Below are 15,195 nucleotides of genomic sequence, written 5' to 3' on the forward strand. Positions count from 1 at the left end.
TTTCCTTAATAATTTCGAGTGTTCCCTTTTTTGACAAATTCCCAATCTTCGCTGACATTTTTACGCATCCGGACTAAGTACTCTGCCAATTGTGAAATTTCCACTTCTGACATGCCTTGCAAAGCCACTTGATTCGAGTGTTGATTTTCGCGCACAATGATTGGATAAACGTTTTTCCCTTTTTCTGTGGCATAAATCCGCTTAATTTTTTTGTTGCTTGCATCTTCTTGACGATAAATAAAGCCTTGTTCTTCCAAACGCTTAATCGCCCGCGCCGCTGTGGTTCGATCAACTTTAATCAGTTCGGCGATCTTTTCTTGGATAATTCCAGGATTTTCACAGACCCTGACCAAATAAAGATATTGTCCTCGTGTTAAAGATAATTCCTTAAATTCGATATTACTGATTGAATCTAAGGCCCGCGCAATCATGCCAATTTCTCTTAAAATATCTGTCACTAGGACACTTCCTTTCGCTAATATTTTATGATTGTCATTACTTTAACTTATTTTTGTTGCAAATGCAACAAAAATAAGTATAAAAACTACAGATTTAAACAATTTGAGCATTCGTAAAAGTAAAATAATTATTCCTTTTGTTATTTTAACAAGTAAGATAAAATTAGTTATAGCGTCTATAGGAGGAATAGTATGAAAAAATTAGTTTGTGTTATTTTAGTTATTTTTTTAACAGGTTGTAGTTCTCAAAAAGCGAATGAACCTAAAGAACAAGAAAATTCTACCAATCATACAACATCAATGAAAAGCAGTACTAATCATTACAGTTCTAGCACAGAAACAAGCTCTAATAATAAACTAAAAGAAACTTCTGAAAGTTCCAGCACCACTCAAACTTCGGCAAAGTCTAAAAATGAAGTATCTACAAATGTCGAAGAAGCAAATTCTTTAGAAGCAACACCTTATGCTGTCGATCTTAGTAGTTTAAACAATCCACTCGTATTTAATTTTAAAGGAATGAATGTGCCAACTTCAATTACGTTAGAGAACTTAAATTCAACACCAACTGCTACCTTCCGAACTAAATTGTTTGGGGCTGAAAATGGTCAAGTGAAAGAAGCCATTAATAAATATGACCTATCTATAAATACAATTCCTACAAAAGAGATTAGAATATTTTCAGCGGGCGATAACAGTATTCGCACCGTTAAAGTAAATACAGAGTTAATTTTAGGAACTAATATTTCTTCAAACGATGAACAAAATAGATCGGGCACTTTATACTTATTCAACAATAAAAATGGTTCAATATCTTTAATCACTCCTAACTACGCAGGCAATGTTACGGATGATCAAAAAGACGTTATGCTAGAAGTAATTCAATAAATAACCAAAAAAATAATAAAGAGAAAACTTCATACTTAGAAGTTTTCTCTTTATTATTTTTTAGGAACTTCTCTAGAAACTTGTTTTAGTCCCCACTTATTTTTCTTATTTCTTCACCCATTAAGCCCGCAATAGAAAATAGAACATTTTATTTGAAAATGACTTATTGTTCTGCAATATGCACCGTTTGTAAAAATTCTGCGACTGAGAAATGGTATTCTTTCTCTTGATTTCCTTGAATGGTTTGAATCATTTTTTCAACTTCTGGTTGCAGAGCGGCAAATTGAACTTGTTGTCCGCGACCTTCTGCTGCGAGACAAAATTCTTCTAAAATATCTAACGCCGTACTATCAATGCTAGGAACTCCTCGCATTGAAAATACTACACCACTTTTTGTTTCCAATTGTAGTAACGTTTGTTTCAATCGTTCAGAAGACATGAAAAATAACGGGCCACTCAAATAAACCACCACCCAATTTTCCGTACAATCGGTCGGTACTAGCCCCATTCTTGACCAATCAACTTCCTCGACATTAATCGTAATCACGGCACTTTTCGCAATGAAAAACAGGCAACCCGCTAAGACCCCTAAAACAATCGCTAAACTCAAGTCAAAAATAACGGTCGCTATCATCGTTAAAAAGAATAAACATAAGGCTGTGTGGAAACGTTTCTGGAAGAATTCTTTAATCACCGACCATTCATTCATTCGCCACGCTGTCACCACTAAAACACCAGCTAACGCAGGCATGGGAATTTTAGACATGACTGGCGATAAAAGCAACATCGATAACAATAAAAAAACTGCATGAAAAATACCCGCTAAACGTGTTTGCGCACCAGATTTAATTACTACGCTCGTGCGGGCAATCGCTGCCGTCGCAGGCACGCCACCGAAAAATGGCAAAATTAAGTTGCCAATTCCTTGTGCCACTAGTTCCTGATTACTGTCTAATGGTTTCCCTGTCATGCGACCAGCCGAAGCGCCACAAAGCAAACTTTCAATCATACCTAACATAGCAATGCTAATCGAAGGCACCAAAATATCCTGAAACGCACTTAATTGAAGCGAACCAAGTTCCAAACGTGTATCACTAAAAATACTTGTCGGAATTTTCCCTACAGTGGCCACTGGCAGTTGAAAAACCACTGTTGCTAACGTAGCTAAAATAATCATCACCAATGAAGCTGGTATCATCGCATTCCACTTTTTCGGAAAGAACACTAATCCAAGCACCACTAAAATCGACATCACCGTCGTTGGTATACTTAAATCAAAGCCCAATGAACGATAACTGCTGATTTTCTCAATTAAATTGTGTCCTTCTGAACGAACCCCAAAGAAATTATCAAGCTGCCCCAACGCAATAATAATAGCAATTCCTGAAGTAAACCCGGTAATGACCGGTGACGGAATAAAAGAAGTCAAGCTCCCTAAACGCAAAATCCCTGCCAAAAGCAATAAAATTCCCGCCAAAAAGGTGGCCAATAAAATCCCTTGCATACCATGCACTGCCGCAATTGACATTAAAATAGCTGCCATCGCACCTGTTGGTCCTGAAATTTGATAAAACCCACCCGAAAGGCTTCCAATCACAATTCCAGCGATAATCGCCGTGATCATGCCAGCTGCTGCAGTGGCGCCGCTGGAGACCCCAAACGCTAACGCTAACGGCAACGCGACGGCTGCGACAGTCAAACCTGCCAAGAAATCTTTTTTCAATTTTTTTTGATTATACCCTTTAAATTCATCCCTTATCATTTGTGTGTACTTTTTAAACATTCGCATCCTCTTTTCATGAAATTTCCATTCTAAAGATATCATATTTTCGGAAAGATAATAAGGTGTTTTGTGAAGGAAATCGCAATTTTTTTTCGTCTTCTCTCCATTATTAATGAGTTAATTGTTGATGACTAGAAGAAAAAAACTTCTCTGATCAATAAATCAATCAAAGAAGTTTTTTTCTTCATGTAATGCCACGTACAGAGGTGCTAATTCTTGAAGCGCCTGACAACTTTTTTCTTCAATCGTTTCAAGCTTTTCTGTCGCAAACCACAACTTACCAATCTGAAAGGAGCGATTGCCTATCCGCTCTTCTAGAATTTTCCGCTGCTTTTCATCTGCTAAATAATCTTTTAAAGGCAAATGGTCCACTAGTTCATGCTCCTCCTGCGGCCAAATATAATAGCCTTCGCAGTCGATGGTTTGACTCCAAGCTTCTAAACGATTAAGCAATTGATTGTAAGCGACGACTGAGCCTGCCCGCTCCTCACTTTTGTAATGTTGAAACATCAAATATACTTGAAATTGCTTTTTATTTAATAACAACGCCAGACAAGCATTTTCCGCTTGGCGTTGCTCACTGCGATACGCAGCCCAGAAATGACTGCGTAAATTCCAGCCGTTGGTCCAGCTTTCGATTTTCGGCTTAGTGATGCCGAGTTCAGCTGATAAACTTTGGGCGATGACGAGGTTTAAGGCTTTCCACTTTTCCCAATGTTGCTTGTAGGTTTGCTTTAAAGCATCGATTTCTGCTGGTGTTTGTTGCTCTTTGAGTTGTTTGAATGTGAAGATTTCTCGGTTGAATAGATTGAAGTCTTGATGGGTTAGGTTCATTTTTGGGCTTCTTTCTAGGGTGTATTTTGTTAAAATTATTTATTGTATCATGATGTAATTTTTGCTGATATATAAAACAGATAGTGTATAGAGACGATTGGGAACAGTGTAAGTGTAATGAAATACCCTAACTTTTTCAATAAAAAATGGCATCTTTTCAATAAAGATGCCATTTTTTATTGATTAAATTATTCTTCTTGTATAATCGTTTCTTTTAGCTTTATATATTCCATTAAATTAAAAACCGCCACTTATATTCCTTCTTAAGTTTCCACAAACAACGCCACTTCCAGCGCCAACAAGTCCACTTCCTTATCAAAATCCAACAGCACTAGCTGTTCAATTTTCTCCAATCGTTGTAACAAAGTATTACGATGAATAAAGAGCTTTTTGGCTGTTTGAGACAAGTTTCGTTTTGATTGAAAATAGACATTCAGTGTATGGACAAAGTCGGTATGTTGCTGTTGATCTCTTTTCTGCAATGGTTGAAGATATTTTTTTCTGAGGGTTGCTTGTCCTTCTTCTAAAAAATAACGTTGTAGTGTCTGTCTAAAATGAAAATTCGCGTAGGAAGCAATCCTCATTTCAGGTTTTTCTGCAACGAATTGACGTTGAAAGGCTAAAATGTCAATCGCTTGTTGATAAGATTCATGAATCTGGGTCAGACCTTGAATCTTAGGTCCTATTGTTAGGAAAAGTTCCACATCTTCTTGTACTTTCATTAACTGATTTATGCTGCTTTTTGCTAGGCGTTGCATCATTTTCAGATAATCGCCTTCTTTTTCAGGTGGATCTTCAACTAATAAAATAAAGGAACTACCAATTTCAATACAAACAATTTTTTGTTTATCCCCTAAGATAACTTGGTTTAACTGGTTACCTAAAATAGACATTTTTTCTTGCCTTTGGCGTTCATTTAAGGTTAATGAAATTAGCAAAATCGCATAGGGCTTATCTATTGTCAAGCGATAATACTGTTGAAATTGTTGGAAAACAGCTTGATCCCTCTTTTCATGCGCAATCAGCTTAAAAAATAATTCGTTTCGTTGTTGGTATTCTTCAAATTTCCGTGAGTATTCCAATTGCAATTGTAAAAGTAAGTAATGAGCTGTGATTTTAAAATGAGCCACGTCGACTGGTCGTAATGGGGCCAAGGTGTTCCAGACGAGTAAATAATATAAAATAACATTTTTCTTTTTAATTGGATAAATTTCAATTGGCACCACTTGGTTCTGGAGTTTCAACTGTAAATGAATCGGTTCTTGATAAAAGCGTAGTAATGGATGACTTTGTTCCAGCAATTGTTTTTGGAACTCTGAGGTTTCTTGTCTATCTTCTAAAATGCTAGAAATACGAATTGGGTTTTTAGGCAAGTCAAAAAAATTAACTCCTTCAAAGTGGTCATTCAATAACAAGACAGGATTTTGAATGGTTTCTGCTAGATCCTGCAGCAAATGAAAACTGCTACTTCCCGTTTCTAAGATTTGATAAATTTTATTATGCAATGCGGTTTCTTGCGCATTCATGTCAAATTGTTCTAACGTGACACGACTTTTCAACACGTCAGCAATTTGCGAAAAGGTGTAGTTGTAAGGAATTGCTAAAATAGGTACATTCATTTCATTTGCTAGTTTGATTAGGTCTGGTGGAACTTCTTCAAAATAACGTTGGGTTTTAAATCCTAAGGCAGCACAATGGTGTTTGGCTAGTTCTTTCAAAAAATTTTTCTGTAATTTCCGATCATCTTTAAATATGTACCCTGTCGTTAACAGCAGCTCACCTGCTGTTAGCCAATCTAAAATATCAGGATTTTCTAAAATATTGACTTTTAAAATCGGTTGGTCCTGATTTTTATGTCCTGCCACTAAGGTAATGCCAGGTAATTCTTCTAACGTTAATAAATCACTCACTTTTAACATCATTTATCCTCCCAATGTACAAATTGTCCATTCAAACTTGTAAATCAATGTCATTTTTAGCAATTGTTTAGCGTGCTGGATTCTTTTATTATAAAGTCGTGAAAGCGCTATTAAAAAGGAGGTCGTTGGAATGACAAAAATTTTAGCTTATGACCAAACGATTTTATCGAAACTCCCTCATCAAACATTGACTAGTTTGCAATGTTTTACGCACGCTATTAATTATGGTCATGTAGACACCCAAGAAATTCTCTTGACCATTTCAACGCATCCCGAACATATAGCACCTAACACGATTATACTCGATGAAAAAAACTTAGCCATTTCGCTGATTTACCTGTCCAAATTGAGCCCCTGTTTATCCGGTTAGGCCGACGACACTTAACCCTAGCCGATGCCCAAATTTGGCAACCAACGCCACTTTATTTAACACCCAGTAAAACAAAGATAGCTATTTTTTTAACGTATATTCAGCAAACTCGTTTCAATCCTTGGCAAGCACTTTTCCCTGCTTCGCCGTTAACCTTTCTTTTTGATTCTTATAGTCGGACCCAGATTCAAAAAGAAATGGTTCATTTTCAACAAGCTTGGGCGCAAAAATCTTTTAAAATAGCTCTTGATTGTTTAACGAAGATTTTGGGATTGGGGATTGGTTTAACCCCCACTGGCGATGATTTCATCACAGGATTACTTGCTAGTTTTTCTGCATTACAGCAGCTTCCCTCGAATTTCCAACAGCTGGCTGTGCTAGCCAAGGAACGAACGAATGCGGTCAGTTATGCGGAAATCCATGAAGCAGTGAACGAGCGGTTTTCTCAACTAGTTCAGCGTGTTTTTTTATCAATTGAAAGTGGAAATACAAACGAAATGGCTCAAGCGGTTTCAGCTTTAGAGGAGGTGGGCTCAACTTCAGGAAGCGACATACTTTGCGGCATTATTTTTGGTTTAAAACTATTTTGTGAGGAGAATAATCATGACAATTCAAACAGTAATTAAAGAGAACGCCTATTTTGATTCAGTTACTTTAATGACCATTTCAACACGAGCCAATGAACTGGCTGGAGTTAAAACCGCAATGATTGGGATGGGAACCGACATGAATCTTGAAGTGATTCGGAATGTTGGGTTATATACACCCGCCTTGGAGCATGTTACAACAGGTGATTTATTAATTGTTTTAGATCTTGATGACCAAGCGAACTCAGAAGAAATTTTACAGCAAGTCGACGAGTTATTTACAGAGAAAAAGAAAACCGCTTCTTCTGAAGTAACCTATAAGACGTTAGATTCAGCCCTTCATGAAGAGCCTGATGCCAACTTAGTTGTAATTTCTGTCAATGGAAAATTTGCTGCACGAGAAGCGCATAAAGCTTTAGATCAGCAAAAACACGTCATGCTCTTTAGTGATAACGTGACGGTTGACGAGGAATTAGCGTTAAAACAAAAAGCACACGAAAAAGAACTGTTTGTGATGGGCCCTGATTGTGGAACAGCGATTATTAATGGCGTTGGGTTATGTTTTGCTAACGAGGTACGTTCAGGAGATATTGGAATTGTCGGCGCTTCTGGTACAGGTAGCCAAGAAGTTAGTGTCCAAATCCATAAATATGGTTATGGGATTTCACAATTAATCGGTACTGGTGGCCGTGATTTGTCTGCTGAAATTGGTGGGCTGATGATGCTTGACGGGTTGGATGCTTTAATGGCTGACAAACAAACTAAGGCAATTTTGCTTATTTCTAAACCGCCTGCTCCAAAAGTAACAGAGAAAATTTTAAAAAAATTAGCTGTTTCAACTAAACCAGTTGTTATTTATTTTATCGGCAGTGAACAAACGGAACGAAAAATAGACAACGTCATTTTTGCTACTTCTTCTCTGGATGCAGTTCAAAAGGTGATTCAATTTAGTCAAACACAGGAAGCGGAAACCAGCCTCTATCAAAATCCGACAGGCGCAACGTTAACAGCCATCCAACAGCAACAAGCCCCTTCTCAAAAATTTGTTCGTGGGTTGTTCTGTGGTGGCACTCTTTGTGATGAACTTTTATATGCTTTAACAGAAGTCTCTGATGATGTTTATAGTAATATTCATAAAATTCCTGAACGACAATTAGCAAATCCTGACCACAGCCAAGCACATACATTGATTGATTTCGGTGATGATCGTTTCACAGAAGGCCGCCCACATCCAATGATCGATCCGACTTCTCGGATTACTCGCATTCTTCAAGAAGCCAAAGATCCTGAAGTGGCAGTTTTAGCGTTAGATTTTGAATTAGGTTATGGTTCTCACGAAAATCCCGTTGGTGTGTTAGCGGAGGCGTTAAAGGAAGCCAAAGCAATAGCAAAAGCAGATGGTCGTGAGTTAGCCATTATTGGCTATGTTTTAGGGACCGAAGAAGATCCACAAGATATTCATGAACAGCGGAAAATTTTAGAAGATTTAGAGGTTCTCGTTGTCGACAGCAGTCATCAACTTTGCGAAGCCACCAAAACTTTTGTAAAAGGAGCGAACGAACATGAGCAGAAATGATCTTTTTAAACAGCCTTTAGATACGATCAATGTAGGCATTGACTTTATTCATGAAGATATGAAAAAACAAGGGATTCCTTCACATCAAGTAAATTGGGCACCGCCAGCCAATGGTGACCCAGAGCTATTGAAATTATTGGATCAATTAAAAAATCCAACACTTTATGAAAAAATCCAACAAGCCAACGAAGAAGCGGTTACCCGCATTATTCAATCAAAACCTATTTTAGTAGGATTTGATAAAGCAATTAATGTCATGCCCAATATGACTGAAACGACCATTTTACATGCTGGGCCACCCATTACTTATGAAAATATGTGCGGACCGATGAAAGGTGCCGTTCAAGGAGCGCTTGTTTTTGAAGGATTAGCAAAAGATCTAGCTGATGCCGATCGGGTTGCTCGTTCTGGCGCGATTACGTTTTCTCCTTGTCATGAACATGATGCCGTTGGTTCTATGGCTGGCGTGACTTCTCCGAATATGTACGTTCATATTATCAAAAATGAAACGTACGGCAACACGGCTTTTACTAATTTAAGTGAACAATTGGCGAAAGTTTTACGATTTGGTGCAAATGATCAATCCGTCGTGAATCGTCTGATTTGGATGCGCGATGTTTTAGGTCCATTACTTCATGATGCCATGACTTTTTGTCCAGAAGGCATTGATTTACGCTTAATGCTTTCGCAAGCCTTGCATATGGGCGATGAGTGTCATAATCGCAATGTAGCTGGAAGTACGTTGTTAGTCCAAGCATTAACACCTTACATGGTTCAAACTGATTTTTCTCGTGAACAATTAAAAGAAGTATTTGAATTTCTTGGCAGTTCTGACTATTTTTCTGGTCCGACTTGGATGGGCGCCGCTAAATGTGCGTTAGATGCTGGGCATAATGTGGAGAATAGTACAATTGTCACCACCATGTGTCGCAACGGGGTCGAATTTGGGATTCGTGTCAGTGGGATTGGCGGAAATCACTGGTTTACGGGGCCTGCCCAACGGGTGATTGGTCCGATGTTTGCTGGTTACACACAAGAAGATGCTGGTTTGGATATGGGCGATAGTGCTATTACAGAAACGTATGGTGTTGGCGGATTTGCTATGGCAGCTGCACCAGCAATTGTCCCATTAGTTGGCGGAACAGTGGCAGAAGCATTGAATTATTCAAAAGAAATGCTGGAAATTACTACGAAAGAAAATCCCAATGTCACGATTCCTGTTTTAGATTTTATGGGGATTCCTTCAGGCATCGATGTCTTAAAAGTCTTAGAAACAGGGATGCTGCCTGTCATTAATACTGCTATTGCTCATAAAGAACCGGGGATTGGTATGATTGGCGCTGGATTGACTAATCCGCCAGCAAATGTCTTTAACGAGGCACTAAAAGCTTTAGTAGCTAAAATAAACTAATTTCAAAAACTTAGTAAAATGTCATTTTTTTTGGAGCGATCATATGAAAAATAAATCGATCAATTACGAAGCCGTTTTAGCTCTTGTTGTAAAAATTTTTTTGGGAATGTTCCTGTATTGGATCATGAATGGCTTTCGACATGTGTCTAACTTTTTTCCTTACAATGACGTAGTTACCAAAGTGAATCAGCAGGGATTTTACAAATTTATCTATTTTGTTATGAACTTCACGGAAGGGGAATTTTACGGTGGACTTTTTACAACGCTTTTCTTACTAATCGGCGGTCTGATTGCTTGGCAACTTTATCGGAAAAATTCAAAATGGCAGGGATTTGCAATTGCTGGTGGCTCTGGTGCTTGGCCTTGGGTACTTGCTTCTCAGCTACTTTCCCTCTTTTTAACTATTTATGTTTTTGATTTTACACGCTTTTTTACAAAAGAAGTGTTGTGGTTACCAACATTTATTGTGGTGGTCGGCACGCCGCCAGCTTTAACGCTCGTTTATGGTCCTGGCTGGAAAAAATTAGGAACGATTTCTCTGTTGAGTGCGCTTTTCACCTTTCCGTTTGCCAATTGGCTGAATGCGCAATTGATGCCCCTTTTAAATGTACCTGGGACAGTTTCCAACGTTACCACAATGGCTTTTGTTGGCTGGATTGTTTCAGCCATCTGTCATCAACTTCCTTGGATGGTTCCTTCTGTTGCACCAATCGCTCAGAAGCGGCAAAAACAACCTAAAATTGAAAATACGCAAACCTTTCAATGGTCAATACGACGCACTTTTGCTGACTTCTCCGAAGCTTGGTTTTATGGAAATGAGTTAGTTGGAGGTTTGGTAATTCTAGGCGTTTTAGCAGATTGGTTTGTCAATATTAATCATATTACAAATGGTTCTGGCTTGGTTCCTGACATTTTAATGGGACAAATGATTGCTTCGGCTGTGGGTGTTTTTCTTTATCGAAAACATTTCGCTGAAGAAGGTTGGTATCCAACATTTATGCCACTGGTCAGTATTGTTCCTGGTGTGATTTTAATGATGGGTGGTGGCTTTTGGCTTTCCCTGACCATCGCCGTTTTAGCAGGAATCAGTGCGGCCCCTGTCGGTAGCTATATTGCTAAACGATTACCTCCGTTTGTTCCTGGTGCTGTCGGCTTTGTATCAGGAATGGCTGTTGTAACCATTTTATTGTCAGCCGTTTTGCATACATTTGATATTTTTGTATAGTGAATAAAAAGAAGCGAATGACGATTCGCTTCTTTTTTTAATTGACCAATCCCCTTTTTATCCGTATTCTTAAGCAAAAGGAGGTTTTGCCATGTACTCCATGTTAAAACGTGTGATAACGGAAAAAGATTTGCTTCGGCAAATTCGTTTGTTGGAACAGTTGTTAAATGTTCCTCAGCTGACAGCCAAGCGTTTAGCCACGCAAATCCAGACGACAGAGCGAACCGTTTTTTCGGATTTACAGTATATTCGCAGTCAATTACCCGCCGACTGGTCCATTGAAACCGATAGCAGTGGTATTCGGTTACGTAATCAGGGGAATGCGCAAACCAATGAGCTTTGGTCATTATTTTTACCTCAATCCATTAGTATTCAACTATTAAAAGAGCTACTATTTACGAAAGAGTTAGTAACAACTTCTTTTTTGAGCACTAGTGGTGTTTCTTATGAAACTTTGAAGCGACATATCAAAAAAATGAATCAGGCCTTACGTGATTTTCATTTAACGATTCAACTAACAACGACGACCATTCAGCTAATCGGGGCAGAAAGCAATATTCGGATTTTTTATCATCGTTTGTTGGTGCCTTTTACTCATAATAATTATTTTTTTGACGATTATTCTATTCATGAGGAGCATTATTTTCAATTTTTGAAACAAGTTTACAGTAGTGAGTTGACGGTGGAAACGGAAGAAATTTTTGGCGCTTGTTGGTTTTTTATTAACACGATTCGCAACAAAGCCAATTGCCGAGTGAGTCAATTTTCTTTTGATTCAAAAGATGTCTTATTTCAACTTTATCAACCGTCCTTGGCAAAACTTTATGCTTCTGAAGGCATCTATTTGCAAGGAGAGGAAAGTTTTTTTGCCTTCTTTTGTTTCTTAGAAAGCTGGAATTACGATAATGTCTATGGCGAAACGTTGGCTTCTGCGCTCCACACTCATTACAGTCAGCTGCGAAAGTCGTTACAGCAGTTTGTCACTAATTTGTCCACTGAAGAAGCCCGGCCTGATTTAATCCAAACAAATTTATTGGATAATCTGTTATTGTTATTCATTAAATATACCGAGTCCCCAACACTTTCTGAGCAATTTCAATTGGAATATCAAGAATTAATGACCGAACAAGCCGCAGAGGACCTTGCGTTATCAAAGAGCAACCAAGAACTTTTGGAGATTTTATCTCGCTACACCACGATTGAAGAACCGACTTATTTTCTTAGTTTGGCTTCTTTGTTAGAAAAACAAGCCAGTTATTCTATTCAGACGCAAACGATGACTGCCTATTTCCTCTTTCAAGGGGAACCTGCTTGGAAAGCTTTTTTACAACAAGAATTAGCTGCTTATTTAGGTACTCGTGTGAAATTACAAGCCATTGAATATGTGGAACTAAGCCAGTTGACGTTAAATGAAGCCGACATAATTATTTCCAATTTCCCCTTGGATCATCTTGATCTTCCTGTCTTTTATCTCTCTTTAATTCCAACAAAAAATGAACTCCGCCGACTAGCAGAGCTCACTCTTCATTCTTATTTTTAAAGGAACTAGCGAGGACATTCGCTAGTTTTTTGGCTTTCTTTCGTCATGAATCGTTTGGTTATATATTTTTCCCCTTCAACAAGGAAAAACAGACTCACAACATGGACGAAAATCATTGCTAATTGAAGGCCATTTAAAGAAGTTGTGCCAATTAATTGCTGCGCTACTGGCCAGTAAACTACTAGCGCTTGTAGTAAAAAGAGGATTCCTAATGAAGCAAACAACACTTTATTTTGGAAAAAGCCTGTGCTTAACGACGGATCAACCAACTTACGACAGTTGATCATATACGCTGCTTGCGCTAAGACGATACTTTGTAAGAGGAACGTTTGCTGTAAGGCTTGGCCCTCAAATTGTAACGCCATGAGGTAACCTGGTACCATAATGAGTACCGACACATAGATGATTCTAAAAATACTGTACTTTGTTAAAATGCCTTCGTTGACATCTCTTGGTGGTCGTTTCATGGTATCAGCACTCGCTTTTTCAAAACCTAATGCATAAGACAAAGTAATCGTAGTTACCATGTTTACCCATAATATCTGGACAGGTGTCAACGGGAGAGGATGATTCATTAAAAGCGCCCAGACAACAATTAAACCTTGTGCTAAAGAGGTTGGCAAGAAGAAGGTAATCGTCTTTTTCAAGTTATCAAAAATGCGGCGTCCTTCTTTCACAGCTTTAGCAATCGTATGGAAATTATCATCTGCCAAAACCATATCTGCGGCTTGTTTGGTTACTTCACTTCCTTTAATTCCCATGGCAATTCCGACATCAGCTTTCTTTAGTGCTGGCGCATCGTTCACGCCATCACCGGTCATCCCGACAATTTCACCATTGTTTTGTAACGCCGTGACAATTCGTAATTTATGTTCTGGCGTTGTTCGTGCAAATACATCGACTTTTTGAACGTGCTGGGCTAATTCTTCATCTGACATAGCATCAATTTCTAATCCTTCAAGAACTTTTTTCGTATGCTTTAAACCAACTTGCTCGCCAATGGCTTGCGCTGTATCTTTATGGTCTCCGGTAATCATTTTGACGGAAATACCTGCTTCTTGAGATTCTTTGACGGCTTGAATGGCACTTTCTTTTGGCGGATCGATGATGCCTGCCAGTCCAGCAAACGTCAATCCTGACAATGTTTCATGTGTCAGTTCCTGTTGTGACGTAACTGTCTTATAAGCGAAACCTAATACCCGTTGTCCTTTTTGCGCTAATTGCGCAGCTTGTGCTTGCCAAGCACCTTTTTGATTATCAGATAACATAGAAAGTTGTAACAATACTTCTGGCGCACCTTTGACATAAATAATTGAACCTTCTGCTTGCGGATGGCGAGTGGCCATGTATTTATAACTTGAACTAAACGGAATTTTCTTTTCTACAGGGCGTAAAGACAGTTGATCCTGATCAACATATTGTAGTAAAGCTAACTCGGTAGGATTCCCTTGTAAGTCGGCGATTTTTTGTTGGTCTTGTAATTTCAATTCTTGACAGTTGGCCATAATCTCTTTGACAATGGTCATTTCTTCAGTCACTACATCCATTACCGTCATTTCATTTTTAGTTAGCGTTCCTGTTTTATCTGAACAGATAACTGTCATTGAACCTAATGTTTCAACGGAAGGCATGCCTTTAATAATCGCATTTTCTCTAGCCATCTCATGAACACCCATCGATAAAATCATCGTTAACACAGCAGGTAAGCCTTCTGGAATCATTGCTACAATTAATGCAATCATCGCAGAAAATAAGAGGTTCCATTCCATGCCATGACGAAAAGTGGTAAAGAAAATCAGAAACAAGATCAAGACCATAATCCCTTGGAAAATTTGCTTGTTTAATTGGTGCATTTTCCGTACGAGCGGCGTTGTTTTTTGATCTACTGACTGCAACGCGTGATTAATTTTTCCAACTTCAGTGGAATCTCCTGTTTCTACTACAACACCTAAGGCCGAACCTGCTTGGACAAGTGTTCCTGAAAAAGCCAAATTCTTTTGATCGCCTGTTGGTAATTCTTCATTCAAGGAACTGGTAATTTTCTCCACGGCTTCTGATTCACCTGTCAAAATTGATTCTTCAATCATCAGATTATGAACATCAAATAAGCGCAAATCTGCTGGGACTACATCGCCAGCTTGTAACGTGACTACATCTCCCAGAACCAATGTTTCAGAAGAAACGGTTGTTTTTTGTCCATCAATTAGAACGACTGCCTCTTGGCCCATCATCTGTTTCAGGCCGTCTAATGATTCTTCTGCTTTACGCTCTTGCCAATAACCGACAAAGCCATTGACAAGTACCACTAGAAAAATGATACTTCCTTCGACCACTTCGCCTGTGGCAAATTTTAGAATTGCGGCAGCGAGTAAGACCACCATTAGTAAATCTGTAAAATGTTTGGCTAGCTTTTGCCACGTTTTCAGTTGTTGTTTTTCTTCAATTTTATTTGGACCATTCGTTTGTAAACGTTGCTGACGTTCTTCGCTAGAAAGACCCGTTTGCTTCGTCTTAGTCTGCTCGATTACTTTTGTTGAGGAAAGTTGATACCATTTCATTTCGTGTACCTCCTGTTTACTTGATACCTTTATTATAGAGAGGATTTTC

General features: G+C 38.5%; 12 protein-coding genes. 7 read left to right on the forward strand and 5 right to left on the reverse strand.

The window, feature by feature from the left end; translation table 11 throughout:
* Window positions 1-5 precede the first annotated feature (5 nt).
* Window positions 6-458 (reverse strand): transcriptional regulator SylA, encoded by a 453-nt coding sequence (gene sylA / locus IGK70_RS12050; protein ID WP_010827802.1) that lies wholly within the window; start codon window positions 456-458, stop codon window positions 6-8.
* A 192-nt stretch (window positions 459-650) separates the two neighbouring features.
* On the opposite strand from sylA, the gene IGK70_RS12055 reads away from it, so the two are divergent.
* Window positions 651-1,343, forward strand: coding sequence for a hypothetical protein (locus IGK70_RS12055; RefSeq protein WP_104855704.1), 693 nt, complete (start codon window positions 651-653; stop codon window positions 1,341-1,343).
* 163 nt (window positions 1,344-1,506) lie between these two features.
* Here the strand turns inward: IGK70_RS12055 and IGK70_RS12060 are convergent, their stop codons facing one another.
* The 3 genes from IGK70_RS12060 to IGK70_RS12070 form a co-directional block, all read right to left on the reverse strand.
* Window positions 1,507-3,168: a SulP family inorganic anion transporter gene (locus IGK70_RS12060; protein ID WP_220421710.1), complete on the reverse strand. Its 1,662-nt coding sequence runs from the start codon at window positions 3,166-3,168 to the stop codon at window positions 1,507-1,509.
* Between the two features lie 120 nt (window positions 3,169-3,288).
* Window positions 3,289-3,960 (reverse strand): glucose-6-phosphate 1-dehydrogenase family protein, encoded by a 672-nt coding sequence (locus tag IGK70_RS12065; protein ID WP_104855955.1) that lies wholly within the window; start codon window positions 3,958-3,960, stop codon window positions 3,289-3,291.
* A 263-nt stretch (window positions 3,961-4,223) separates the two neighbouring features.
* Window positions 4,224-5,882 carry a PucR family transcriptional regulator gene (locus IGK70_RS12070; protein ID WP_162783065.1) on the reverse strand — a complete coding sequence of 553 codons (1,659 nt, stop codon included), beginning with the start codon at window positions 5,880-5,882 and terminating at the stop codon, window positions 4,224-4,226.
* A gap of 127 nt (window positions 5,883-6,009) precedes the next feature.
* On the opposite strand from IGK70_RS12070, the gene IGK70_RS12075 reads away from it, so the two are divergent.
* From IGK70_RS12075 to IGK70_RS12100, 6 genes are all read left to right on the forward strand, one after another.
* Entirely contained in the window at window positions 6,010-6,249 is a 240-nt protein-coding gene (locus IGK70_RS12075) for a hypothetical protein (protein ID WP_002398887.1), read from the forward strand.
* Between the two features lie 197 nt (window positions 6,250-6,446).
* On the forward strand, window positions 6,447-6,875 hold the full coding sequence (locus IGK70_RS12080) for a DUF2877 domain-containing protein (protein WP_227657101.1): 429 nt from the start codon (window positions 6,447-6,449) through the stop codon (window positions 6,873-6,875).
* The gene (fdrA, locus tag IGK70_RS12085; RefSeq protein WP_438775283.1) at window positions 6,853-8,412 is read left to right on the forward strand and encodes an acyl-CoA synthetase FdrA; all 1,560 of its coding nucleotides are present in this window, start codon (window positions 6,853-6,855) and stop codon (window positions 8,410-8,412) included. The genes IGK70_RS12080 and fdrA overlap by 23 nt, the downstream gene beginning before the upstream one ends.
* The gene (locus tag IGK70_RS12090) at window positions 8,399-9,823 is read left to right on the forward strand and encodes a DUF1116 domain-containing protein (RefSeq protein WP_104855946.1); all 1,425 of its coding nucleotides are present in this window, start codon (window positions 8,399-8,401) and stop codon (window positions 9,821-9,823) included. Before fdrA ends, IGK70_RS12090 begins: the two co-directional genes overlap by 14 nt.
* 43 nt (window positions 9,824-9,866) lie before the next feature.
* Window positions 9,867-11,048, forward strand: a complete 1,182-nt coding sequence (locus tag IGK70_RS12095) for a hypothetical protein (protein WP_002381125.1) — start codon at window positions 9,867-9,869, stop codon at window positions 11,046-11,048.
* A gap of 100 nt (window positions 11,049-11,148) precedes the next feature.
* Complete coding sequence (locus IGK70_RS12100; RefSeq protein WP_162783079.1) at window positions 11,149-12,588, forward strand: helix-turn-helix domain-containing protein; 1,440 nt, start codon at window positions 11,149-11,151, stop codon at window positions 12,586-12,588.
* Between the two features lie 5 nt (window positions 12,589-12,593).
* Here IGK70_RS12100 and IGK70_RS12105 read toward each other — a convergent pair whose 3' ends face one another.
* A complete protein-coding gene (locus tag IGK70_RS12105; RefSeq protein WP_220421712.1) occupies window positions 12,594-15,146 on the reverse strand; it encodes a cation-transporting P-type ATPase in 2,553 nt (850 codons plus the stop codon).
* Window positions 15,147-15,195 lie beyond the last annotated feature (49 nt).

This window comes from Enterococcus sp. DIV0358, assembly GCF_051713465.1.
GTDB classification, from domain to species: Bacteria; Bacillota; Bacilli; order Lactobacillales; family Enterococcaceae; genus Enterococcus; species Enterococcus faecalis.

Excerpts from the sequence above, each read along its gene's own strand:
- IGK70_RS12075 (WP_002398887.1), top strand. The coding sequence starts at position 6,010 with ATGACAAAAATTTTAGCTTATGACCAAACGATTTTATCGAAACTCCCT.
- IGK70_RS12100 (WP_162783079.1), top strand. The coding sequence starts at position 11,149 with ATGTTAAAACGTGTGATAACGGAAAAAGATTTGCTTCGGCAAATTCGT.
- fdrA (WP_438775283.1), top strand. The coding sequence starts at position 6,853 with ATGACAATTCAAACAGTAATTAAAGAGAACGCCTATTTTGATTCAGTT.
- IGK70_RS12055 (WP_104855704.1), top strand. The coding sequence starts at position 651 with ATGAAAAAATTAGTTTGTGTTATTTTAGTTATTTTTTTAACAGGTTGT.
- IGK70_RS12065 (WP_104855955.1), bottom strand. The coding sequence starts at position 3,960 with ATGAACCTAACCCATCAAGACTTCAATCTATTCAACCGAGAAATCTTC.
- IGK70_RS12090 (WP_104855946.1), top strand. The coding sequence starts at position 8,399 with ATGAGCAGAAATGATCTTTTTAAACAGCCTTTAGATACGATCAATGTA.
- IGK70_RS12095 (WP_002381125.1), top strand. The coding sequence starts at position 9,867 with ATGAAAAATAAATCGATCAATTACGAAGCCGTTTTAGCTCTTGTTGTA.
- IGK70_RS12080 (WP_227657101.1), top strand. The coding sequence starts at position 6,447 with ATGGTTCATTTTCAACAAGCTTGGGCGCAAAAATCTTTTAAAATAGCT.
- IGK70_RS12105 (WP_220421712.1), bottom strand. The coding sequence starts at position 15,146 with ATGAAATGGTATCAACTTTCCTCAACAAAAGTAATCGAGCAGACTAAG.
- IGK70_RS12070 (WP_162783065.1), bottom strand. The coding sequence starts at position 5,882 with ATGATGTTAAAAGTGAGTGATTTATTAACGTTAGAAGAATTACCTGGC.
- IGK70_RS12060 (WP_220421710.1), bottom strand. The coding sequence starts at position 3,168 with ATGATATCTTTAGAATGGAAATTTCATGAAAAGAGGATGCGAATGTTT.